This is a genomic window from Paucibacter sp. KCTC 42545, assembly GCF_001477625.1.
Classification (GTDB): Bacteria; Pseudomonadota; Gammaproteobacteria; order Burkholderiales; family Burkholderiaceae_C; genus Paucibacter_A.
This window is the reverse complement of sequence record NZ_CP013692.1, coordinates 4154652-4177903: the sequence shown is the minus strand read 5'-3', so window position 1 is coordinate 4177903 and position 23252 is coordinate 4154652. Positions and strand designations below refer to the sequence as shown.

The following is a 23252-nucleotide window of genomic DNA, read 5'->3' as shown; positions in this document are numbered from 1 at the left end:
CCAAGAAGGAACACATGAAACGTATCTATCAGGGTTTTACGTTGATTGAGCTGTTGATTGTTGTCTCGATCATCGGCATCTTGGTGGCCGTGAGCCTTCCCCAGTACAAGGACTACGTCGCCAAAGCCAGGGTTGCCTCGGCAATTTCCAGTATGGATGGGGTGAAACTGGCTGTCGCGGTTTGCGCTCAAGACGGTAGTACGGTCACAGGCTGCAATAGCAGCAGCAATGGCATTCCAGCCTGGACCGCTACGAATGTCTTGACCAGCGTTGTTGCCACTAACGGCGTCATCGTGGCTACGTTCACATCGGCCGCCAATGTTGGCTCTGATCTGGGTGGCAAGACCATTACGTTCACACCCACTCTGCAGAATTCGCGTCTCTCTTGGGCGGTAAGCACCGATGTGGCGGCCGGGCCGATTAAGGACGCCATTGTGAAGAATTCAAGCCCTTAATATGCCGGTCGCGTAAGTCTTGGCAACCGGCTGAAATCATCTGTTCGCATATTCGATCAAGGCACGTAAGACGCTGCACCGGGTCAATTGACTATTTGCTCGATTGCCAGATTCCGAGTTCAGCAGGCAATCCCACAAGATTCAATTTGTAAGCACTGGCTTTGCGCCGTATGGTCATGCTTGGAGTCTTGAATTAGCTCAAGCTCCAAATTCAGGCGCGCATCCGCATCCATATCCTCAATGATGAGCAGCCCCTGGCTTAGCTCGTAGCTTGAGTCAAACCAGCCGCAACTGCCGAAGCGATCGTCATCCGTCGCTGCTTTGGCCTTGAGCTGTGAAGCCGCTGTCGCGCTGGCCATGATGGCGGAATGTGCAAGCTGCCGGCGCAGGCAGAGGGTCTGGAACAGGCTTTGAAATCTCATTTTGAGCTCCATCATTCCTGAAGACATGTGGGCTGACGCGGGGAGGAGGGGCTTGATTGCTGGGGTCACTGCGTCGTCAGTGGCTCAAGTATTCGGCGCAGACAGATCCGTTTTCTATCACTCCGGAGGGGGAGTGATGGGGGATACGTGGGGGGTGTCGCGGCGGGTTCCCTCCAATGGGGGGATGTGGAAGTCGGTACCTGTTTTTGCTATGGAAAGCGGTCTAGCCAACATCAATCTGAGCGATTGACTCGGTGACAACGGCGGCAGAGCAAACGCCGACCGTCTCAGCGCCGTGTCGGCAGCCGCCACAGCCAGGTGGCCACGCAGGCGCAACACAGCGCCGGCAGCCAGGCCCATTGCGTGGGCAAGGTGATGGCGGCCCACACCGAGCCGATGGTCATCATCACGCTGGCCAGTTGTTTGGCGCGCAGAGGTACGGCGCGAGTGGCTCGCCAGTCGCGCACCATGGGGCCGAAGGTGCGGTGATTGAGGATCCAGGCTTCGCAGCGGCTGCTGCCGCGTGAAAAACAAAACGCCGTCAGCAAGATGAAGGGGGTGGTCGGCAGCAGCGGCAAGAAAATGCCCGCGATGCCCAGTGCCAAGCTCAGCAGGCCGGCCAGAAGCCAGATCACCCGCTGCCACATGGGCCGGGCTTTCACCAGGGCTTGGGTCGGCGCGGCGGCGCAAGCAAGAGGCGTTTGTTCATCAGGCATGGATCAATGCGCGGGGCCGGCGAGTGGGGCATGCCATTGTCGCCGCCATCCCGTCATCCGGCAGCCGTTGATGCCATCCATCAACGGGGCGATTCCACCTTGAAGAACCACTTGCGCAGGCCCTCGGCTTCAAAGGGCTGCCAGTCCTCGGGGTGTTGGGCCAGGCGGTCGGCCAGGACGTAAAAGGCCAGCGGGTTGAGCCCCAGGCCAATGTGGCTGGCTGGCACTTCGATGTTTTCGCACAGCGGGCCGGCTTCGTTGAGGCTGCAGCGCCAGGAGACGATGCCGTCGCTGCGCGAATAAATGGAGGTGGTGGGCACCGGCGGGGCACGGCGGATCTGCGCCATCATGGCCGGGTCACCGACCTTGTGGCCGCTGACAAACTCGAAAAAGCGCCAGGCATTGGTGGCCCGTGGGTGTCCGGTGAAGGGCGTGCCCAGGGTGACGACGCTGCGCACATGGTCTGGCAATTCTTTGGCCAACTCGCGAGCGTAGATGCCGCCCAGGCTCCAGCCCACCAGGCTGACCGGCTGGGCATGATGCTTGAACAGACGCTTCACATCGGCCGTGCATTGCTCCAGCACACCGTGGCGCGGGCCAAAATTGAAGCCCTGGCCCCAGGGGTGGGTCTCATACCCCAACGCTTCCAAAAAGCTGCGCAGCGGGCGGGTACTCAGATCATTGGCGCCCAAACCGGGAAACACAATCACCGGATGGCCATCGCCGCGCGGCAGCCGGCGCAGCCACGGGATGGACGCCAGCAGGCTGGCGAACTCCCAGGGCGCGCGTGCCTCCAGCATCAAGAGCAGCGCGTTGGGCGCCGTCATATGCAGATGATGATCGTGGCCTGCGTGCTCGTGCGCCGGCGCGGCTTCAGCAGGTCGAGCCGTTCGACGACGCGGTTTTGATTTTTGAGGCGTGACGCTCATGCGGTGTGCGGGGCAGTTTCGGGCGAAGGGGCAGGATTGCCGCTACCGCCTATGGTCACAGATCGTAGCGACTGCGCACCAGACAAGTGCGGGGATTAGGGGCGGCAATCCAATCCACACGATAAATCGACTCTGACCCCAATTCAGGGCTCAGGGCTTTTTGCTCAGGTCGATGTCGACGAAGTGCCAGAACTCGTTGCGGAAGATGGGGCGGCGGTAGCCCAGCAGCCAGGGCTGGGTGATGTCGCTGCGGATGCGGTGCACATGGGTTTTGATGGGGAGGTAGGCGGCCTGGATGCGCTTGGCTTGCAGGAACAAGGCTTCGCGCTCGGGGCCGTCGGGCATCACCAGCATGCGCTCGTACAAGGTATCAAACGCCTTGTTGCGAAAACGCGAGATGTTTTGATTGCCGGATTGCGGGCCGTACAGGTATTGCAGCGCCTCCAGCCCGTCGGGTGAGCCGGCGGAATTGCCCATCATCCACAGCATCAGTTTGCCGGCGCGGGCGGCTTTCATTTGCTCGGGCCATTTGCCGGCAAAGAACTTGACTCTGATGTTCAGCGCATCGAAGGAGCGCTGCCATAACTCGTCATATTGGCGGCTTTGGGCGTCGGGTTGGGTGGCCACTTCCAGCAGTAGGGGCGAGCCATCGGGCATCTCGCGGTAACCGTCGCCATTGCGGTCGATATAGCCGTAGGCGTCCAGCAAGGCGGCTGCGCGGGCCGGGTCGTACGTACTCATCTCTGAGCGGTATTGCGGGTCGTAGCCCGAGGTGTGCGGCACCACATGGCTTTGCGCCACCACGGCCTGGCCACGCCGCACCTGGCGGATCTCGCGTTCCACATCCAGCCCCAGCGAGATGGCGCGGCGCAGCGCCACCTTCTCGGGGGTGTAGCCGCCCACCGTGGGGTTCTCCATATTGAAGAAGGTGAAAGCTTCATCCGCCGCCAGCACCCGGTGCAGCACCATGCCGCGCTTGGCCAGATTGGGGGCCAGTTTATTGCCTGGCAAGGCGGTGCTGACGAAGTCGTTGGGGACGATGTAGCAGAGGTCGTGTTCGGCGTTGAGAAAGCTTAGCCAGCGTGGCTGCGACTCTTCGATGATGGAAATCTCTACCCGATCCACCATGGGCAGGCGGCGGCCTTTGAACTTGGCCAGCAAGGCCTGACCCTCGGCATCGTCGGCGGCCGGCTGGGCCTCGTAATATCGTTCACGATAGCCGGGGTTTCGCTCCAGCACGATCAGGCTGGAACGCCGCCACTGCTTGAGCACAAATGGCCCGGTGCCGACGGGATGCTCGGCGATATTGCTGCCATAAGCCTCCACCACCTCGCGCGCCACCGCCCCCAGCAGGTCGGAGGACGAAAGGTTTTCCAGCAGGCGTGGCCGCGCCTGTTCCAGCTCGATGCGCAAGGTGTAGCGGTCCAGTGCGCGCAGGCCGGCAATCGGCTTGTCGTAGTCCAGCGCGCGCTGCTCGGCCATGGCCTGTTTGCGCAGCTCCAGCAAGCCCTTGATGCCAAGTTCTTCGACACCGGCATACAGCGGCGCGTTGATCTTGGGGTCGGCAAAGCGCTTGAAGCTGTAGACGTAGTCCTCGGCCGTTAACTCCCGCCGCTTGCCCTTGAAGGCGGGATCATCCGCAAAGAAGATGCCGGGTTTGAGCTGGATGGTCCAGGTCTTGAAATCGTTGCTGATCTCGGGCAAGGCTGCTGCCGTCAGCGGCACCGACTTGACCGGCATGGCCAGGTAGTCGAAGGCGTAGAGCGCCTCGAAGATGTGCGGGGTGATGGTGCGTGAATAGTCGTCGCTGACCTGTGCCGGGTCAAAACCCGTTTCCGCGATCTGGAAGGCATAACGCAGGGTCTTGACGGCAGCAGCGCTCTCGCCTTTGCCGGCAATCTCCGCCGTATTGGTGGGCGAACTGGCGACAGCGCTCAGCGGCCACAAGCCCAGCGCTGCCGCCCCTGCCCCCGCGGCCAGGAGTTGGCGGCGCCCGGTCTTGCTCTTGGCTGCTTGTTGTTTCATCTCAGGGCCGCTTGTTGTTGTCGATGTCCACGTATTGCCACCAGTCGAGTGCAAAGGCCGGGCGCCGGTAGCCGCTCACCCAGGGCTGCGCCAGGTCGGTGATGATGCGGTGGCCGCGGGCCCGGTAGGGCGCGTAGGCCACGCCCAAGCGCTTGGCGGCCAGAAACACGGCGTCACGCTCGGGCCCGTCGGGCAGGCCATTGGTTTGCTCGTAGAGCCGGTCCATGGCGGGCAGATTGAAGCGGGCGTAGTTCTGGCCGCCGATGCGCGGGCTGTAGAAAAAGCCCAGCGCGTCTTGCCCATCGGGCGTCGAGGCGCTGCTGCCCAGCGACCAGATCTGGAACTTGCCAGCGCGCAAGCTCTTCAGGTTCTCCGGCCATTTGGCGGACTTGAACTTCACTTGCAAGCCGATCTGGGCCAGGCTCTTGGACCAAATCTCATCGATCTGGCGCTGGAAGCTTTCGGGCGTGGTCAGGCTTTCCAAGACCAGTGGGCTGCCGTCGGGGCGTTCGCGCCAGCCGTCGCCGTCGCGGTCCACAAAGCCGTAGAGGTCCAGCAGGGCGCGGGCGCGTTGTGGGTCGTAGTCGCCGTTCTCGCTCTTGAACTCGGCGTCGTAGCCGCTGGTGTGCGGCAGCATGATGGACTGCGCGCTGATGGCCTGGCCGCGCCGCGCGATGCGCATTTCGCGCTCCGCATTGGTGGCCAGTGAGATCGCGCGGCGCAGCGCAATCTGCGCCGGCTCGAAGCCGCCCACCACGGGGTCTTCCATATTGAAGACGGTGAACAAAACGTCTGAGGCCACGATGGTGTGCTTTTGCATGCCCTTCTTGGCCAGATTGGGTGCGAGCTTGCCGCCCGGAATGGCCTGGGCGGTGAAGTCCTCGGGCAAGGTGTAAAGCACATCGAACTGGGCGTTCAGGAAGGACAACCAGCGCGGCTGGTTCTCTTCGATGATGGCCACCTCCACGCGGTCGATCATGGGCAGGCGCCGGCCCTTGAACTGCGCCAGCATGGCCTGACCCTCGGCATCGTCCGCATTCGGTTCGGCCTCGTAATAGCGCTCGCGGTAGCCGGGGTTGCGGCGCAGCTCGATCAGGCTGCTGCGCCGCCAGTCGCCCAGCATGAAGGGCCCGGTGCCGACCGGATGCTCCATGCTTTTGTCGCCGTAGGCCTCGATCACTTCGCGGGCCACTGCGCCCAACAGGCTGCCATCGGCCAGGGTCTGCGGCAGGCGGGGCCGCGCTTCGGCCAGCTTGAACTGCAGGGTGTAGCGGTCCAGCGCGCGCAGGCCTTCGATGGGCTTGTCGTAGTTGAAGGGCTTTTTGCTCTTCTCGACTTCGGCTCGGTATTCGTTGAGGCCCAGCAGGTGCAACTCTTCCAGCCCGTCCCAGGTGGGGCTGTTTGTTAGCGGGTCGGCAAAGCGCTTGAAGCTATAGACATAGTCGGCCGCCGTCAGCTCGCGCTTCTTGCCTTTGAAGGCCGGGTCGTCGGCAAAGTAAATGCCGGGCTGCACGCGCACCGTCCAGGTCTTGAAATCGGCGCTGTGTTCGGGCAGGGCCGCGGCGGTTTGGGGCTTGAGTTTGAAGGGCCGCGCGAGGTAGTCGTAGCTGTAGAGGCCTTCGAAGATATTGGCGGTGATGAGGCGCGAATACAGGTCTTGCACCTTGGCCGGGTCGAAGCCGGTCTCAGCCACCTTGAAGGCATAGCGCAGCACTTTTTCGCTGCCGGGCTTGCTGCTCACAGGACTCGCTGGCGCACTGGCGGTGGTAGCGGCGGTGGCCATGCTAGCCTGGCTCAGCGCCAAGCTGCCCAATGTCAGCAAGCTCAAGAACAGGCCGCTGCGGCGGGACAGGCAGAAGGTGGAGGCGCGGGGAGATGGGCTCATTTTTCGGGGTGACGCTCGCTGGCGATGTCGACGAACTGCCACCAATCCAACCAGAACAGCGGCCGGTAGTATCCGATCAGCCAGGGTTGGCTCAGGTCGGTGTAAATCCGGTGGACATGCGGTTTGTAGGGCACAAAGGCCGCGCCAATGCGCTTGGCCTGCAGGAACAAGGCCTCGCGTTCGGGGCCATTGGGCAGGCCTTGCAGGCGGTCGTAGATGGCGTTGAATTCGGGGCTGTTGAAACGTGCCAGGTTTTGCCCACCGGCCGAGCCGTAGAGGCGCTGCAGGGCTTTTTGCCCGTCCAGCTGCTCGGCGCGAGAGCCCACGCTCCACATCATGAAGCGACCCGCGCGTGCGGCCTTGAGGTTCTCGGGCCACTGGGCCACCTTCATGCTGAGCTTGAGGCCCAGATCGTTCATGGCCTTTTGCCATTGCTCGTCGAGCTGGCGTGAGGCGGCGTCGGACTGAGTGTTGCGCAGCAGGACCAGCGGACTGCCGTCGGGCTGCTCGCGCCAGCCATCGCCGTCGCGGTCCACATAGCCGTAAACATCCAGCAGCGCTTTGGCGCGCGCCATATCGTGGCTGGACAAGTCGCTGCGGTAGTCGGCCGCGTAGCCGGTCGTATGTGGCGCCAGATTGCTTTGTGCCGGCACGGCTTGGCCGCGCCGCACCAGGCGGATCTCGCGCGGAATGTCCAGCGCCAGTGAAATCGCGCGGCGCAGCGCCACCTTCTCGGCCGCCATGCCGCCGACCAGTGGGTCTTCCATATTGAAGACGCTCAGGGTCACGTCCGAACCCACCTGGCGCCGTGGCTGAATGCCGCGCTTGGCCAGTGTGGGTGCCAGCTGGCCGCCGGGCATGGCCTGGTCGATGAAGTCCTCCGGCACCTGCTCCAAAAAGTCTTGCTCGGCACTCAGAAAAGACAGCCAGCGCGGCTGCGCCTCTTCGATGATGCTGACTTCGATGCGGTCCAACATCGGAATGCGGCGGCCTTGGAAGCGGGCTAGCAAGGCCTGACCCTCGGCGTCGTCCGGCGCGGGCTGGGCCTCGTAGAAGCGCTCGCGGTAGGCAGGGTTGCGCACCAGTACGATCTGGGAAGAACGCCGCCAGCTCTTCAGCACAAAGGGGCCGGTGCCCACCGGATGCTCGCCCACCTTGCTGCCGTAATGCTCGGCCACCTCGCGGGCGACGGCGCCGAACAAGTCATTGCTGCTCAGCAGCATCTCTTGCAGGCGCGGCCGCGGCTGGGTGGTTTGCAGCTGCAGGGTGTAGCGGTCCAGGGCGCGCAAGCCCGGCACGCCGGCGTCGTAGTTGAAGGGCTTTTTGTCCCGCAGGGCACGCTGGCGCAGCTCGGCCAGGCCGATCAGGCCGGCCTCTTCCACGGTGGTCCAGTTGGGGCTCTTCAGGGCCGGGTCGGCGTAGCGCTTGTAGCTGTAGACGAAGTCCTCGGCCACCAGCTCGCGCCGTTGACCTTTGAATGCGGGGTCTTCCGCGAAGTAGATGCCGGGCCGCAGGCGCACCGTCCAGGTCTTGAAATCGGCGCTGACCTCGGGCGGGCCGGCAGCGATCAGCGGCACGATCTTGGCGGGCCGCGCCAGGTGGTCGTAGCTGTAGAGCGCTTCGAACACATGGGCAGTGATGACGCGCGAGTAGATGTCGTTGATCTGGCTCGGGTCAAAAGTGGTTTCGGCGGCGCGGAAGGCGTAGCGTAGCAGCTTGGGCTCGGCGGCGCGAGCCGGCGAAGCCATGAAGAGCAATAGACCTAGCCATGCAAGCAAAACAAGCGCCGCGGCCCGCAAGCCATGCGGGCTGATTCTCCCGCGGTGCTCGCGGGCTACGGGGCGCCGTGCACGCATGGTTTAGGGGTTAGCGGCCTTCAGCGCTTCGGTGTCAATGTCCACATAGGTCCAGAACTCGCGCATAAAGACGTTGCGGTTATAGCCCCTGACCCAGGGTTGCGCCAGGTCGGTGAAGACGCGGTGCAGATCCATCTTGTAGGGCATATAGGCCACCATCAGGCGCTGCGCCTCTTGCATCACGGCCAGGCGTTCGGGGCCGTTGGGCAGGGCTTTTTGCTGTTTGTAGAGCGCGTTGAAGGCCGGCAGGTCGAAGCGAGCCTTGTTGGCCTTGCCCTTGGCGCCGCCATCGCCCAAGGCCAGGAAGGTGTCGCCATCGGGTGCGGTGGCCACCCAGCTGACGCCCCACATCTGCAGCTTGGCGGCATTGGCACTCTTGAGGTTCTCCGGCCATTTGGCAGACTTGAACACCATCTTCACCTTCAGCGCGTCCATGCCCTTGTGCCACAGCTCGATCAGCTGGCGGCTGGTGTTATCGGGCTGGGTGGCGTACTCGATGCGCAGCGGCGAGCCGTCGGGCATATCGCGCCAGCCGTCGCCGTCTTTGTCGACATAGCCGTAGAGGTCCAGCAAGCCCTTGGCCTTGGCCAGATTGAACTCGCTCATCTCTGACTTGAAGGCCGGGTCATAGCCAAACACGCCCGGCGGCATCGAGCCCTGGGCCGGCACGGCTTGGCCGCGGCGGGCCAGACGGATCTGCTTGTCCACATCCATGGCCAGGCTGATGGCACGGCGCAGCGCCACCTTGTCGGGCGTGTAGCCGCCCACCGTCTTGTCCTCCATATTGAAATAGGAGAAGGCCACCTCGGGGTAGATGAAGCGGGTCATCTGAATGCCCTGCTTGGCCAGATTGGGGGCCAGCTTGTTGCCGGGGAAGGCGATGCCAGCAAACTCAAACGGCGTTTCCAGGATCAGGTCTGCCTCTTTGCCGACGAAGGACAACCAGCGCGGCTGCGCCTCTTCGATGATGGCGATCTCGACCCGGTCCACCATGGGCAGGCGGCGGCCTTGCAGGGCCTTGACCTGAGCGGCCAGCTCGGGATTGTTTGCCGGGGGCACTTCGGCGTAGAACTCTTCGCGGAAGTTGGGGTTCTTCTCCAGCACGATCTTGCTGCTGCGGCGCCATTCGCCCAAGGCCCAGGCATTGGTGCCGACCGGGTGCGACATGACCTTGTCGCCGTAGAACTCCACCACCTCGCGCGCCACCGCGCCGAGGAAGCCGGCGTCGGCAAACTGGTTGATGAAGCGCGGGTCGCCCACGCCCAGCTTGACCTGGAATTTGTAGCGGCTGAGCTGCTGCAGGCCCGCCACCGGGCGGTCGTAGTCGAATGGTTTCTTGGCCTGCATCAACTCACGGCGCAGTTCGGACAAGCCCAGGATCTGCACGTTCTCGAGCAGATACAGATTCGGGCTCTTCCACTGCGGGTCGTAGTGGCGCTTGATGGAATAGATGTAGTCTGCCGCCGTCAGCTCGCGCTTCTTGCCTTTGAAGGCCTCGTCATCGTTGTAGAAGATGCCGGGCTTCAGCTCGAACGTGAGGGTCTTGAAGTCTTCCGACACCTCGGGCATGGCCACCAGCACATTGGGGCGCAGCTTGGCGGGCTGGGTGTGGTATTCAAAACGCAGCGGCGCATCAAAGATGGCGGCGGCGACGTTCTTGGAATAGCTGTCGGAGATCTGCGCCGGGTCAAAGCCCGTTTCGGCCACGCGGAAGGCGTAGCGCAGAACTTTTTGTGCCGCTGCCGGCTTGGCCTGAGTTTGCGCTTCTGTGGCTTGCGCCTGCACGCTGCCACTGGACAGTGCGCAAAGCGCGGTGGCCAAGGCGAGAGCCGGGACGGTAGCGAAGGCGGTCAAGCGCTGGCGCAAGAGGAAAGGCCGGGGCCTGGCCGGATGGGCCGTGGTGGCGTGAATCACGATGTTCGGTTCCTGGAACGACAAAAAAGGAGCGGGCATTCTTTTGGACCGCCTCGCCAAACGCGCAGTCTACGGCGGCGGCGCCGGCGAAGTGGGCGCACTACGCCCGCTAGGCCCTTTATTTGCGGGCTACCGGACAAATGCCAGGGCAGCTCGCGCCTTCATTCGACTAGACTCGCGCCACATTTCTTTCCCGACCCCCTTTTTCGAGCTCAGGGCCCATCACAAGCGGGTTCAGACTCACCGCCGTGCCAGCGCACGGTCGTTTCTTGGAGATCCGTAGTAATGGTGGCCTATCTGTTCAGGCGCCTGTGGCAAATGATTCCGACCCTGTTGGGGGTCGTGCTGCTGGTGTTCTTTCTCTTCAAATTCTTCGGCGGTGACCCGGCCGAAATCATGGGCGGCTTGAACGCCAGCCCCGAGCAGATCAACGCCATCCGCGAGCAGCTGGGCCTGAACAAGCCGCTGTGGGAGCAGCTGTGGATCTTCATCAAGCAGATCGTCACCTTTGACTGGGGCAAGAGCTGGGCCACCAACGAGCAGGTCTCGAGCCTGTTCGCCAGCCGCCTGCCTGCGACGCTGACCGTGATGCTGCCCATCCTGATTCTGGAAGTGTTGCTGGCGATTCCTTTCGCCCTGGCCGTGGCCTATGTGCGCGGCAGCCTGACCGACCGCACGGTGATGATCGTCAGCACCATCGCGGTGTCGATCTCGCTGCTGGTCTATGTGATCGTGGGCCAGTACGTGTTCGCCTTCCGCCTGGGCTGGTTCCCGGTGCAGGGCTGGACGGACAGCGTGTGGACCAACCTCACCACCTACGCGCCCCTGCCTATTTTTGTGGCGGTGGCGGTGGCGATTGCGCCGTACACCCGCTTGTATCGCACCTTCTTCCTGGACGAAATCGGCCACGACTATGTGCGCACCGCGCGCGCCAAGGGCCTGACCGAGCGCACCATTTTGCTCAAGCATGTGTTGCGCAACGCCATGATTCCCATCATGACCAATATCTCGGTGGCACTGCCGGGCGTGTTCGTGGGCAGCTTCTTGCTGGAAGTGTTCTTCTCCATCCCCGGCCTGGGCCGTGAGATCTTGCTGGCGGTGAACCGCAGCGACTACCCCGTGATTCAGGCCTTTGCGATCTACATCGCCTTCCTGACCATGGTGGTGAACTTGATTACCGACTTGCTCTACAAGCTGGTCGACCCACGGGTGGTGCTTAAATGAGTGCGGTTTTGTCATCCAATCACAAGGCGGCGCCCAAGGCCGTGAACAAGTCTGAGGGCGTCTGGCACGCCGCTTGGCGCCGTCTGCGCAGCGACAAAGTCGGCATGGTCTCGATGGTGGTGGTGGGCTTTTTCCTGCTGCTGGTGATCGCCTCCAGCACCGGCTTGGTCGCCAAGAACTGGCAAAAGGAAGTGGGCGTGCCGAATGCGCCGCCAACCTTCATGGGCCCGGCCCCTGCTGAGGCGCAAGGCGCCCTGGTGGCGCCCAAAGGCCCGAATGTGGACCTGAGCGATATCGACCCGCTGGCGCCCAAATATGCCGAGTGGGAAGAGCGCGCCAAGGCCTACAAAACCGAGGTGACGGTCAAGGCCGAGACCCTGCCCCTGGGCGGCGACCGCCTGGGCCGTGATGTTCTGGCCAAGGTGATCAAGGGCGCCGAGGTGTCCATTTTGGTGGGCGTGCTGGCGGCCGTGGTGGCCACCATCATCGGCACCGTGCTGGGCGCCTTGTCGGGCTTCTTCGGCGGCAAGGTGGGCGACTTCCTGGAGTGGGTCTATAACGTCTTCACTGCCATCCCCAGCATCTTGCTGATCTTCGCCTTCGCGGTGATCTTTGGCCGCGGTGTCTTGTCGGTGGTGATGATTCTGGGACTGGCCGGCTGGACTGGCATTTACCGCCTGATTCGTGCCGAGTTCATGAAGCACTCGGTGCGCGAATATGTGCGCTCGGCGGAGGCGATTGGCGCTTCTAAGTTCTCGCGCATGTTCAAGCACATCTTGCCCAATGTCTCGCATGTGGCGCTGGTGCAGCTGAGCTTGCATGTGGTGGGCTTCATCAAGAGCGAAGTGATCCTGTCTTACCTCGGCCTGGGCGTGGGCGTGGACCAGGTTTCCTGGGGCACCATGCTGAGCGAGTCGCAGAGCGAGCTGATCCTGGGCTACTGGTGGCAGCTGGCGGCGGTGACGGCCATCATGGCCATCTTCGTGACCGCGTTTGCGCTGTTTACCGATGCCTTGCGGGATGCGCTGGACCCCAAACTGCGCGGCCTGGAGTGATTTGAAAATGTTGTTGAGTATTCAAGACCTCAAAGTCGCTTTCCGCATGGGCCGTGCTAACGGCCAAATGCAGCGCACCCTGGCCGTCAAAGGCGTCAGCTTTGACGTGCCGGAAAATTCCACCGTCGCCCTGGTGGGCGAGTCGGGTTCGGGCAAGAGCGTCACCGCCATGTCCATCCTCAACCTGTTGCCCGAGAACGCCGAACGCCAGGGCAAGATCCTGTTCCAGGGTCGGGACCTGCTGCAGACCTCGCTGAGCGAGTTGCAAGGCATTCGCGGCCGCGAGATCGCCTGCGTGTTTCAGGACCCGATGAGCTCGCTCAACCCGGTGTTCACCGTGGCTGACCAGATCATGGAGTCGCTGATCAAGCACATGGGCATGAGCAAGCGCCAGGCCCTGGTGCGGGCCGAGGAATTGCTCAACGAAGTGGGCATCCCCGACCCTAAGCGCCGCTTGCACAGCTACCCGCATGAGATGTCGGGCGGCCAACAGCAGCGCGTGATGATTGCTGTGGCCCTGGCTTGTTCACCCAAGCTGCTGATCGCCGACGAACCCACCACTGCTCTGGACGTGACCATCCAGCGCCAGGTGATGGAGTTGCTGGCCAAGCTCAAGGAAACGCACAAGATGAGCTTGCTGTTCATCTCGCATGACCTGGGTGTGGTGGGTGAAATCTCCGACCAAGTGGTGGTGATGCGCCATGGCGAGATCCGCGAGAAGGCGCCCGTGGCGCAGATCTTCAAGAGCCCGCAAGACAGCTACACCAAGGCCTTGCTGGCCTGCCGCCCCTCGCTGGAAGAGAACCCCGACCGCCTGATGGTGATCGACGATCACATTGCCGGCCGCGTGGCCACGGCGGCCGTCAATCGCAAAGACCCCAACGCGCCGGTGATTCTGGAAGCCAAGGGCCTGAAGAAGAGCTTTTTCTTCAAGTCCGGCCTGTTCAGCAAAAAGGAGTTCGTGGCCGTCAAGGACGTCAACTTCAAGCTGCGCAAGGGCTACACCTTGGGCGTGGTGGGCGAGTCCGGCTCGGGCAAGACCACCATGGGCCTGACCCTGCTGCGCTTGCATGAGCCCACCGGCGGCGAAGTGCTGTTCGAAGGCAAAGACCTGTTGAAGATGAGCGGCCCGGACTGGCAGCAAATGCGCCGCCGCATCCAGGTGGTGTTCCAGAACCCCTATGCCTCGCTGAACCCGCGCTTCACCATCGCCCAGACCTTGGTCGAGCCGATGGAAATCCACAATATCGGCAAGGACCACGAGGAACGCCTGGCCCGCGCCAGCGCCTTGTTGAAGAAGGTTGGCTTGGATGACTCGGTGCTGGGCAAGTACCCGCATGAGTTCTCGGGCGGTCAACGCCAGCGCATTGCCATCGCCCGCTGCCTGACGCTCAACCCTGAGGTGTTGGTGCTGGACGAATCGGTGTCGGCGCTGGACGTGTCGGTGCAGGCCCAGGTGCTCAATCTGCTGAAGGATTTGCAGGACGAGTTCGGCCTGTCCTACATCTTTATCAGCCATGACCTGGCTGTGGTGAAGTTCATCTCCGATGAAGTGCTGGTGATGCAAAACGGCGATGTGGTGGAGCAAAGCGAAACCCAGGCCTTGCTGAAAAACCCCAAGCAAGAGTACACACGCCGCCTGCTCGGCGCCGTGCCGCGCGGCTATCAGCCGGCGGCAGTGACTGCGAACGCGGCTTAAGTCCACGCTTGCTTTCAGAGAGCAAGATCAAAGGCGGCACTGGTGCCGCCTTTTTTCATGGTTTTGCGCGGTGATTCTTCGCGATAAACCCGTAGAAGCTTGCGCCGACGCCCATATCTGGTGCTGGCGTGACCTACCATGCAAGTTGATGATTGCTTTGATCATTACGTCACGTTTGAGCGCATGGCTGAGTGGTCAAGATTCAAGCATCGCTGCCGATAAAACTGCGAATGAGCATGGCTTGCTGGGACTTTGAATCGAAGGGGGCACGCGTCTCGGGGGAACTATCGCCCCGTTGGACGAGTGGCGGCCTGCGCGGCGCCCTGCTGAGCCTGGCCTTGCTGAGCGCAGGTTGCGGGCCGCAGGAGGCGGCGCCGACCGGGGCGTCTCAATTGCAGCAAGGGCAAGCTGCAAGCTCGGCTTTTAAGCAGCCGGACGATGCTGAGTTGCAGCGGGAAATTGAAGCGGTGGAGCGGCTCGGGAGTAGCAATTACGCCCGCAGCGAGTCCTTGCTGAGCGAGCTGCAGGCACGCAGTGCCCCTGGCAGTGTCGAGCGCCTGCGTATCCTGACCCTGCGCGGTGACCAAGCTGCGACGCTCAAAGATCAGCAATTGGCTGAGCAAATGCTGTCTGCCCTGCGCGCTTGGCCCGAGGGGCCGAGCCGCGAGTTGGCCGAAATGGCGCACAGCTTTTTGCAGGCCCTGACGCTGTCGAAAAAGGGCGAAAGGCTGCAAGCCATTCGTGCCATGAATGCGCTGCCGGCTTTTCTGGACAGCCAGATGCCCAAGCCGATGCTGCAGCGTTTCCACCATTTTTTGGCCATTGAGAAGGCCGATGTGGGCGATTTCGACGGGGCGATTGCAACCGGTTTGGAGGGCTTGAAAATTGCCGATCGAATGGGCCAGCCCTGGCGCCGGGCCGTCACTTTGTCGGTGCTTTCCACCCTTTGTGCCCGCGCCCAGCAACTCGAACGCTCTCAGCAATTGGCCGATGAAGCACTGCTTGAGGCGATGAAGGACCCCGACCCGGTCTTGCTTTACACCGTCTACAACTCGCGGGCCATTGCTTTCACGGTGCGTGGCGATCTCGAGCAAGCCAGCCAGGCTTCGGCGCAAGTCATCGCCAACGCCCGCAAGGTGGGCTCTGACAAGTTGCTGGCGCTGGCCCTGGCGAACAGCGCCGACGTGATGCTGAGCATGGGCCGCTACGCCGAGGCCATCAAGGCGGCCGAGGAGGCCTTGCCGCTGGCGCTGGCCAGTCATGACCGCGACTCTGAGGTGGTGGCGCGCTACAACGCCGGTTTTGCCAAGATTGCCCTGAAGCGCGTCGAGGAAGGCCGGCGCGAAGTGCACCAGGCCATCGCCCTGGATAACAAGAGCGGCGCTATCAGCGAGGCGGCCAGTGGCTGGCTGGAGCTGGGCGGTTACCTGGACCGGGCGGGCGACGCCAGCGGAGCCATCGAGGCCTATCTGCAGCACCGGCGCTGGTCCGATGAAGCGTTTCGGGAAGACACCCGCAAGACCATGTTGGAAGCGGATGCCCGTTACGACGACGAGCGCCGTAGCAAGGCGCTGGATCTGCTGGGCCGTGACAACAACCTCAAAGCCGAGCGCCTGCGCGCGCGCGATCTGCAGCTCAAGCTCTGGGCCGCGGTGGGCGCTTGCGTGGTTTTGTCATCGGTCTTGCTGGGTCTGGCCTACCAACGCATTCGCAAGACCAATCAGGCGCTGGCGCGCAGTAATGAGGCCTTGAAGATTCAGAGTGAGCGTGACCCCCTGACCGGCTTGGCGAATCGGCGGCATTTCCAGGCCGTGATCCAGCGCGGCGAGGGCCAGCCGCAGTTCAGCGGCGCCTTGTTCCTGATCGACATCGATCATTTCAAGCGCATCAACGATGTGTTTGGCCATGCCGCGGGTGATGCTGTTTTGATCGAGGTGGCCAAGCGCTTGACCGCTGCCTTGCGCGAGCTTGACCTGGTGGTGCGCTGGGGCGGCGAGGAGTTCCTGATTCTGGTGGCCGCCCATGAGGCGACGGATGCCAAGCTGTTGGCGCAACGCCTGCTCGACTTGATAGCCAGCCAGCCCATCCAGCATGGCCGCGACAGCATTCATGTCACCGCCTCGATCGGCTTTGCCAGCTTGCCGGTGCAGCCGCATGGCTTGCTGCCAAGCTGGGAGCGCGCCATCGACCTGGTCGACACCGCCATGTATATGGCCAAGGCGCACGGCCGCAACAAGGCCTATGGCATCGAGAGCATGCAAGCCAAAGACGAGCCCGAGTTGCAAGCCCTGGCTGCGCAGATGGAAGCTGCCTGGCAGGCCGGGCATATCAGCGTGCAGACTCTGCATGGGCCGGTGGCGTCGCCGGAGGTGCCGGCATGAGGCAGGCTTTGCAAGGCGGGCGGCGTGTGCGGCAACTGGCCTTTGCCCTGGCGTTCTGGCCGGCGGCCTTGTTGGCGGCCGGGCCCAGCCCTGCAAGCGGCCCCGCTGCGACTAACACGGCAAGCGCGGCCAGTGCCGCGGCGGCTCAGCCACCGGCCGAATTGCGGCTGGAGCCGGTGCTGGAGGCCCAGCTCTTGCGGCTGGTCTGGCGCGCCTATGACCGGCCGGAGGAAGCCCTGCGGTCTTTGCAGCAGCTGCCGCCCGAGCCTGCCAACCCAAATCGTGCGCTGCAACTGCGCTTTGCCGAAGCCCGTATCGCCGTGTTCGGTGGCAACTTTGCCAAAGCCCAGGCCTTGGTCACCGAGTTGGCCGCTGTGCCGGGCTTTGCCGGCCATGTGGCCCTGCTGCGCGCCGAGTTGCTGGAGCGTCAAGGCCAACCAGAGCAGGCCATCGAGTTCGCCCAGACTGCTGTGGCAACCCTGGAGCGAAGCTGCCCTGCGGACGATTTGCGCGCCAGCGTTGCTAGCAATGCCTGTGACTTCCGGGCCATGTGGGCAGCGCTGCGCATCCTGCAACGCAAGCAGAACCAACAAGGGGCGCTGCCCTTTGCCGAGGCCACGGAGATGCGCGCTCTGGCGCTGGCCGAGGTGGGCGACAGCCCCTTGCTGCGGGTGCTCAGCCTGGGCGGCTTGGCGCGCAATAGCCAAATGCAGCAGCAGGTCGCAGCGGCCAGGCGCTGGATGGTGCGTGCCTTGCAAACCGCGCAGGGCGACCCCGTGGCCATGGCCCACGCGAAGATTTATGAAAGCGCGTTGGCGGCCCAGCAAGGCGACCCCAAGCTACAACTCAAGGCGCTAGAAGAAGGACTGGTGTTTGCACAGCAGGCCGATGCCGTGCGTGTGGTGACGCGGATTCAGGTCTCTCTGGCCGACAACTATTTGCACCGGGGTCAGCCCGAGCTGGCGCTCAAATGGGCCTACCAAGCCCTGCCACTGACCCTGCAGTTCCAAGACCTGGCCGCCGAACGCAGCCTACGCCACAACCTTGGGGTGGCCTACATCATGTTGCGCAGGTTTGACCAGGCCCGGCCGCAAATGGCGCGTGCTGAGGCCTTGCGTCAGGGCCAGACCGACCAGGGTATGCGTCTGGCCGAGTTGCGCGAAGAAGGCGAGGCCTGGGCCGCCGCCGGGCAGGCCAAGAAGGCCATCGAGGTCTATCACGCCGAACGCAAGCTCAATGCCGAGGTGCACGCCATCTATCGCGCCTCAGCGCTGAAGCAGTTGCAGGTCAAGTACGACAGCGAGCGCAAGCAAAGCGAGTTGGAGCTGCTGGCACGCGACAACGCGCTCAAGGACAGGCAGTTGAACAACCGCAGCCTGGTCACCCAGGTGGGTGTGGCGGTGGCGGCGCTCTTGCTGCTGTCGCTCTTGCTGACCACGGTGATGGTGCGGCGAGTGCGCGCGGCCAATAAGCGCTTGAAGGCCAACGAGGCCTTGCTGCGGGCTCAGAGCGAACGTGACCCGCTCACCGATCTGGCCAACCGCCGCCACTTCCTCGGCGTGATGGCGGCGAAGCCGGGCGAGCGTTTCAGCGGCGCCTTGCTGATGATTGACATCGACCACTTCAAGCATGTCAATGACGAGCATGGCCATGCCGTTGGCGATGTGGTGATTTGCGAGGTGGCGCGGCGCATCAGCCATGCGGTGCGCCAGGACGATCTGGTGGTGCGCTGGGGTGGTGAAGAGTTTCTGATCTACGCCGCCGACGTCACGCTGGAACGCCTGGGCCAACTGGCCGAGCGCATTTTGCAAAGCGTGGGCGGCAGCCCGGTGGCCGTGCCCAAGGGGCAGTTGCGGGTGACGGCCTCAATCGGCTTTGCCCAGTTCCCCTTGCCGCCGACCGGCCTGGCCTTGCATTGGGAGCAGGCAGTCAATTGGGCCGATATGGCGCTGTACTGTGCCAAGGCCAAGGGCCGCAACCGCGCCATGGGCATTCAAAGCGTGCTGGCCGAGGACAGCAAAGACCTGTCTCAGATCGAGGCCGATTTTGATGCTGCCTGCAGCGCCGCGCGCGTCAGGCTGAGCGAGGTGCGTGGGCCCCAGGCCGGATAAAACCGGACAATGGCCGCATGAAACAAAAACTGGCCGCCTGGCGCAGCGGCATGCTCGAAAAGCATAGGCAAACTTGGTCGGCGGACTTGCTGGCCGCCTTTGTGGTCAGCGTGCTCTTGATTCCCCAAAGCCTGGCCTACGCGATGTTGGCCGGCCTGCCGCCGCAGGTGGGTTTGTATGCCAGCTTGCTGCCCTTGCTGGCCTATGCCGCACTTGGCACCAGCCCGGCCCTGGCCGTGGGGCCGGTGGCGGTGCTGGCGCTGATGATCGCGCAGACCCTGGGCAAGCTGCCCGCCGGGGTCAGCCCCAGCGAAGGCGCACTGGTGCTGGCGGCCGAGATGGGCCTGATCCTGCTGCTGGCCGCGGCGCTGCGCCTGCATGCGCTGGCCTCCTTGCTGTCGGTGCCGGTGCTGCATGGCTTCGAAACCGGCGCCACCTTGAGCATCGCGCTGAGCCAAATCCCGGTCTTGATCGGCAGCCCGGTGCAGGGCGCGGATGTGCCCGCCTTGCTGCGGGAGGTCTGGGCGCATGGTGTGAGCTGGCATGGCCCGACGCTGGCGTTTGGCATCATGACCTGCGCGCTCTTGCTGGCCGCGCGCCGCTGGCTGCCGGGAGCCTTGGCGCGGCTGGCCCCACTGGTGCTTTTGCTGGGCGCCATGTTGCTGGCCTGGCAGCTTGATGCGCTTTCGTTTGGTGTTCGCCTTTTGGGCGGCCTGCCGTCGCTGACGCTGGGCTTGAGCCTGCCGCGGCTGGACGCTGCGCTGTGGTGGGACATGCTGCCGAATGCCCTGCTGCTGGCGCTGATGGCTTATGTGAGCAGCCTCGTGGTGGCTGAATCGCTGGCGCGCAAGCGCGGTGAGCGGATCAATGCGGCGGCCGAGTTGCGCGCCCTGGGCTTGGCCAATTGCATGGCTGCGTGCAGTGGCGGCATGCCGGTGGCGGCTAGTTTTTCGCGCAGCGTTTTGCTGCACGACGCGGGCAGCCGGACCCGCTTGGCCGGCGCCTTGGTGGCGGTGTTCATGTTGCTGGCCTTGTGGCTCTTGGCCGATGTGCTGGCCTGGCTACCCAAGACCGTGCTGTCGGCCACGATTCTGGTGGCTGTGTTGTCGGGGCTTAAGCTGCAGCCATTCGGCCAGGCTTGGCGTTATGCACGCCCCGAGGCGCTGCTGATGCTGCTGGTGACGCTGACCGTGCTGGGCGTGAACTTGTCGGTCGGCTTAGGCCTAGGTGTGCTGGGCTCCATCGCCCTGCTTTTGCAGCGCAGCGCCCGGCCTCATGTGGCCCAGCTCGGCCGCGTTTACGGCACCGAGCATTACCGCAATGTCGAGCGCCATGCGGTGGAGTTGCAGGCCGATGTGCTGGGCCTGCGCATCGACGAGAGCTTGCTCTTCACCAATGCGCGCAGCCTGGGCGATGTGGTGCAGGGCTATCTGGCCGGGCAGCCGCAGGCGCGCCGGGTCTTGCTGATGATGTCGCCGGTCAACAGCATTGACTTCAGCGGCCTGGAAGCCTTGCGGGAACTGCAAGCGACCCTGAAGTTGCAGGGCGTGCGCCTGGATCTCTCCGAGGTCAAAGGCCCCGTGCTGGACCGCCTGCGCGCCGGCGGCTGGCAAGAGTGGTTTGAGGGCCAGGTCTTTCTCAGCTACCACCAGGGCATGGTCGAGGGTGAGCGCCCCATGCGGGATGACCCGAGCCCGGTGATCTAGTTCGGGCGCCTACTGGTTCAGCGGGTTTTGCGTGACGGGGTGCGCGGAGGGTCTGGCTCAGTCCAAAAGTCCAGCAAGCTGGCGGCGGATCAAATTCGCAGCAGCTTTTCCTCAGCCAGGGCCAGTGCCTCCGGCACGCCGGCCAGCACCAATGTGTCGCCACCGCTGAGCAAAAGCGTGTCGCTGGCTGGTACCACCGCACCACTGGCCCGGCGCAGCGACACTACCGACACGCCGGTGGCGTGCAGCGCCAACACGGCCAAGGCTTGGCCGGCGTAGGCGCTGGCCGCCGGCAAGGTGACCGAGCGCAGGCGGGCGTGATGGCGGTCTTCCGCGGTGTCGTCGTCGGCGCCATGGAAGTAGCCACGCAGCAGTCCATAACGAGCATCTCGCGCGTCACGGGTTAGGCGGATCACGCGCCGCATCGGCACGCCCACCAGGGCCAGCGCATGGCTGGCCAGCATCAGCGAACCTTCGATCGCCTCGGGCACCACCTCGGTGGCGCCGGCGGCGCGCAGGCGTTCCAGATCGCTGTCGTCAATCGTGCGCACCACCACCGGCACTTGCGGCGCATGCTGCTGCACCAGATGCAAGATCTTCAGGGCCGAGGGCGTGTCGGGGTAGCTCACCACCACCGCGCTGGCGCGGGCCAGGCCGGCGGCCATCAAGCTCTGCAGCCGGGCGGCGTCGCCGAACACCACGCTCTGGCCGGCGGCTGCCGCCTGGCGTACCCGGTCGGGGTCCAGGTCCAGCGCCATATAGGGAATGTGCTCGCCTTCCAGCAAGCGGGCCAGGTTCTGGCCGCTGCGGCCATAGCCGCAGATGATCACATGGGCATCTGCCTTGATCGCCTTCTTGGCGATGGTGGTGAGCTGCAGCGACTGCATCATCCAGTCGCTGCTGGACAGCTTCATCACGATCCGGTTGCTGAACATGATCAAGAAGGGCGTGGCCAGCATCGACAGCACCATGCTCGCCAGCACCGGGCTCACATACTGCGGCGGAATCAGCTCATGCTGGCTGGCCAGGGTCAGCAGCACAAAGCCAAACTCACCCGCTTGCGCCAGATAGATGCCGGTGCGCAGTGCCACGCCGGTGGGCGCGCGGAACAGCTTGGCCAGGCCGGTGATGAGAGCGAACTTGGCCAGAATCGGCAGCACGCTGAGCAGCAGCACCAAGGGCCATTGCGCCAGCAGCAAGCGCCAGTCCAGCTTCATACCGATGGTGATGAAGAACAGGCCCAGCAGCACGTCGTGGAAGGGCCGGATGTCGGTTTCCACCTGGTGCTTGTATTCGGTCTCGGCGATCAGCATGCCGGCCACAAAAGCGCCCAGGGCCAGCGACAAACCCGCATGCTCGGTCAGCCAGGCCAGGCCCAGGGTGACCAAGAGGATGTTGAGCATGAAGAGCTCTTCGCTCTTGCGCCGCGCCAGCAGGGTCAGCCACCAGCGCATCACCTTTTGCCCGCCCACCAGTAACAGGGCCAAAAGTGCGATCGCTTTCAGGCTGGCCCAGGCCAGTGATTGCGCCATCTCCGCGCCGCTGCTGTTCAGCGCCGGAATCATCACCAGCAAGGGCACCACCGCCAAGTCCTGAAACAGCAGCACGCCGATGACGCGCTTGCCATGCTCGCTTTCCAGCTCCAGCCGCTCGGCCATCAGCTTGACCACGATGGCCGTGCTGCTCATGGCCATGGCCGCGCCCAGCACCAGGGCGCCCTTCCAGCCCAAGTCCCAGGGCAGGTGGAAATAGTCCGCCACCGTGTCCAAGAGCCATTGCCCTGCCAGCGCGCCCAGCATGGTCAACAGCACCTGGCACAGGCCCAGGCCGAACACCAGGGTGCGCATGCTGCGCAGCTTGGGCAGATTGAACTCCAGCCCGATCACAAACATCAGGAACACCACGCCGAACTCCGCCAGGTAGCGGATGCTGGCGGTGTCGCCGGCGAAAGCCAGGGCATGCGGCCCGATCAGCACGCCCACCACCAGATAGCCCAGCATGGGCGGCAGCTTCAAGCTGCGGCAGGCCACCACCCCCAGCACGGCGGCAACCAGGTAAAGCAGGGCAAGATCGAGAGAGGACACCATGGGCCGATGTTAAACGGCGTGAGTCGCTTGATCTTGCGCTGGGAGCGTCATTCAGACCGGGCTGCGCGCCAGCCAATCTGCCCGCGTCACATCGTGGCGGGCCATGTCCATGTCGTACCAATGCTCCATGCCGGTGTAGCGCATGCCCAGACGGTCCATCACCCGGCCGGAGGCAAGGTTGTTAGGCATGCGCACAGCGCACAGCAGCGGGGCGTTCAAGTCATCGAAGGCGAAGCTGGCCATGCGCTGGGCTGCCTCACTGGCATAGCCCTGGTGCCAACGGTCGCGCCGCAGGCGCCAGCCAATTTCAAGCGGGCCGCTGCTCACCCGGCCCAAATGCTGGATGCAGCCCGCGCCAATCAGCTCGCCCGAGTCTTGTTCGATAAAGGCCCACCATGAGTAGCCCCATTCGGCCCAGCGCGCCTTGACCCGGTCGATCATCAGCTGGGTGTCTTCCGGCGTGTCCGGCTTGCCGGTGATGTAACGCATCACCTCGGGGTCGCTGTTGAGGCGGTGCAGGCCGTCGAAGTGGGCATCGGTGAGCGGTTCCAGGCGCAGGCGCGCGGTAGTGAGCAGGGTCATGGCGAGCGTTCCTGTGGTTGAGCGCAATGCCTGACTTTCTCACACTCGTCATTGGTGCCGGGCTTTCTGCCAGTCAAACGCTCGGGCTGGCAATTCGTCGCATGGCGAGGCGCAGCTGCGGGCAAGGCGGAGATACTCGGCCCGCCAAAGCGATTGGCGGCCAGGTAAATTTTCCGCTTTGCCGACCCAGCCGCTTGAATTGCCG

At 63.7% G+C, this 23252-nt stretch carries 16 protein-coding genes; 7 read left to right on the top strand and 9 right to left on the bottom strand.

Annotated features, from left to right (window positions below; translation table 11 throughout):
* Positions 1–14 precede the first annotated feature (14 nt).
* Positions 15–455, top strand: a complete 441-nt coding sequence (locus AT984_RS17855) for a pilin (RefSeq protein WP_058722437.1) — start codon at positions 15–17, stop codon at positions 453–455.
* A gap of 119 nt (positions 456–574) precedes the next feature.
* On the opposite strand, the gene AT984_RS17850 is transcribed toward AT984_RS17855, so the two are convergent.
* From AT984_RS17850 to AT984_RS17815, 7 genes are all read right to left on the bottom strand, one after another.
* Positions 575–877, bottom strand: coding sequence for a hypothetical protein (locus AT984_RS17850; protein ID WP_156422092.1), 303 nt, complete (start codon positions 875–877; stop codon positions 575–577).
* A gap of 287 nt (positions 878–1164) precedes the next feature.
* A complete protein-coding gene (locus AT984_RS17840) occupies positions 1165–1593 on the bottom strand; it encodes a YbaN family protein (RefSeq protein ID WP_197418158.1) in 429 nt (142 codons plus the stop codon).
* 80 nt (positions 1594–1673) lie between these two features.
* A complete protein-coding gene (locus AT984_RS17835; protein ID WP_058721256.1) occupies positions 1674–2420 on the bottom strand; it encodes an esterase/lipase family protein in 747 nt (248 codons plus the stop codon).
* Between the two features lie 252 nt (positions 2421–2672).
* On the bottom strand, positions 2673–4547 hold the full coding sequence (locus tag AT984_RS17830) for an ABC transporter substrate-binding protein (protein WP_058721255.1): 1875 nt from the start codon (positions 4545–4547) through the stop codon (positions 2673–2675).
* Between the two features lies 1 nt (position 4548).
* Positions 4549–6432, bottom strand: coding sequence for an ABC transporter substrate-binding protein (locus tag AT984_RS17825; RefSeq protein ID WP_082680141.1), 1884 nt, complete (start codon positions 6430–6432; stop codon positions 4549–4551).
* Complete coding sequence (locus AT984_RS17820; RefSeq protein WP_058722434.1) at positions 6429–8180, bottom strand: ABC transporter substrate-binding protein; 1752 nt, start codon at positions 8178–8180, stop codon at positions 6429–6431. Before AT984_RS17820 ends, AT984_RS17825 begins: the two co-directional genes overlap by 4 nt.
* Before the next feature lie 111 nt (positions 8181–8291).
* Positions 8292–10202, bottom strand: coding sequence for an ABC transporter substrate-binding protein (locus tag AT984_RS17815; RefSeq protein ID WP_231741455.1), 1911 nt, complete (start codon positions 10200–10202; stop codon positions 8292–8294).
* 285 nt (positions 10203–10487) lie between these two features.
* Here AT984_RS17815 and AT984_RS17810 point away from each other — a divergent pair, with 285 nt between their 5' ends.
* The 6 genes from AT984_RS17810 to AT984_RS17785 all read left to right on the top strand — a co-directional run bounded on the left by AT984_RS17810 (position 10488) and on the right by AT984_RS17785 (position 20378).
* Positions 10488–11426 carry an ABC transporter permease gene (locus tag AT984_RS17810; protein WP_058721254.1) on the top strand — a complete coding sequence of 313 codons (939 nt, stop codon included), beginning with the start codon at positions 10488–10490 and terminating at the stop codon, positions 11424–11426.
* Positions 11427–11434: 8 nt separating this feature from the next.
* Complete coding sequence (locus AT984_RS17805; RefSeq protein WP_257721163.1) at positions 11435–12481, top strand: ABC transporter permease; 1047 nt, start codon at positions 11435–11437, stop codon at positions 12479–12481.
* Positions 12482–12488: 7 nt separating this feature from the next.
* On the top strand, positions 12489–14180 hold the full coding sequence (locus AT984_RS17800; RefSeq protein ID WP_058721252.1) for an ABC transporter ATP-binding protein: 1692 nt from the start codon (positions 12489–12491) through the stop codon (positions 14178–14180).
* A 230-nt stretch (positions 14181–14410) separates the two neighbouring features.
* Positions 14411–16561 carry a GGDEF domain-containing protein gene (locus AT984_RS17795; protein ID WP_058721251.1) on the top strand — a complete coding sequence of 717 codons (2151 nt, stop codon included), beginning with the start codon at positions 14411–14413 and terminating at the stop codon, positions 16559–16561.
* Positions 16558–18672 (top strand): diguanylate cyclase, encoded by a 2115-nt coding sequence (locus AT984_RS17790; RefSeq protein WP_058721250.1) that lies wholly within the window; start codon positions 16558–16560, stop codon positions 18670–18672. Before AT984_RS17795 ends, AT984_RS17790 begins: the two co-directional genes overlap by 4 nt.
* Positions 18673–18689: 17 nt before the next feature.
* Positions 18690–20378: a SulP family inorganic anion transporter gene (locus tag AT984_RS17785; protein ID WP_058721249.1), complete on the top strand. Its 1689-nt coding sequence runs from the start codon at positions 18690–18692 to the stop codon at positions 20376–20378.
* 89 nt (positions 20379–20467) lie between these two features.
* Here the strand turns inward: AT984_RS17785 and AT984_RS17780 are convergent, their stop codons facing one another.
* Both AT984_RS17780 and AT984_RS17775 read right to left on the bottom strand, forming a co-directional pair.
* The gene (locus AT984_RS17780; RefSeq protein ID WP_058721248.1) at positions 20468–22465 is read right to left on the bottom strand and encodes a cation:proton antiporter domain-containing protein; all 1998 of its coding nucleotides are present in this window, start codon (positions 22463–22465) and stop codon (positions 20468–20470) included.
* A 51-nt stretch (positions 22466–22516) separates the two neighbouring features.
* Entirely contained in the window at positions 22517–23047 is a 531-nt protein-coding gene (locus AT984_RS17775) for a GNAT family N-acetyltransferase (protein WP_058721247.1), read from the bottom strand.
* Positions 23048–23252 lie beyond the last annotated feature (205 nt).

Excerpts from the sequence above, each read along its gene's own strand:
- AT984_RS17855 (WP_058722437.1), top strand. The coding sequence starts at position 15 with ATGAAACGTATCTATCAGGGTTTTACGTTGATTGAGCTGTTGATTGTT.
- AT984_RS17850 (WP_156422092.1), bottom strand. The coding sequence starts at position 877 with ATGAGATTTCAAAGCCTGTTCCAGACCCTCTGCCTGCGCCGGCAGCTT.
- AT984_RS17840 (WP_197418158.1), bottom strand. The coding sequence starts at position 1,593 with ATGCCTGATGAACAAACGCCTCTTGCTTGCGCCGCCGCGCCGACCCAA.
- AT984_RS17835 (WP_058721256.1), bottom strand. The coding sequence starts at position 2,420 with ATGACGGCGCCCAACGCGCTGCTCTTGATGCTGGAGGCACGCGCGCCC.
- AT984_RS17830 (WP_058721255.1), bottom strand. The coding sequence starts at position 4,547 with ATGAAACAACAAGCAGCCAAGAGCAAGACCGGGCGCCGCCAACTCCTG.
- AT984_RS17825 (WP_082680141.1), bottom strand. The coding sequence starts at position 6,432 with ATGAGCCCATCTCCCCGCGCCTCCACCTTCTGCCTGTCCCGCCGCAGC.
- AT984_RS17820 (WP_058722434.1), bottom strand. The coding sequence starts at position 8,180 with ATGGCTTCGCCGGCTCGCGCCGCCGAGCCCAAGCTGCTACGCTACGCC.
- AT984_RS17810 (WP_058721254.1), top strand. The coding sequence starts at position 10,488 with ATGGTGGCCTATCTGTTCAGGCGCCTGTGGCAAATGATTCCGACCCTG.
- AT984_RS17800 (WP_058721252.1), top strand. The coding sequence starts at position 12,489 with ATGTTGTTGAGTATTCAAGACCTCAAAGTCGCTTTCCGCATGGGCCGT.
- AT984_RS17795 (WP_058721251.1), top strand. The coding sequence starts at position 14,411 with ATGAGCATGGCTTGCTGGGACTTTGAATCGAAGGGGGCACGCGTCTCG.
- AT984_RS17790 (WP_058721250.1), top strand. The coding sequence starts at position 16,558 with ATGAGGCAGGCTTTGCAAGGCGGGCGGCGTGTGCGGCAACTGGCCTTT.
- AT984_RS17785 (WP_058721249.1), top strand. The coding sequence starts at position 18,690 with ATGAAACAAAAACTGGCCGCCTGGCGCAGCGGCATGCTCGAAAAGCAT.
- AT984_RS17780 (WP_058721248.1), bottom strand. The coding sequence starts at position 22,465 with ATGGTGTCCTCTCTCGATCTTGCCCTGCTTTACCTGGTTGCCGCCGTG.
- AT984_RS17775 (WP_058721247.1), bottom strand. The coding sequence starts at position 23,047 with ATGACCCTGCTCACTACCGCGCGCCTGCGCCTGGAACCGCTCACCGAT.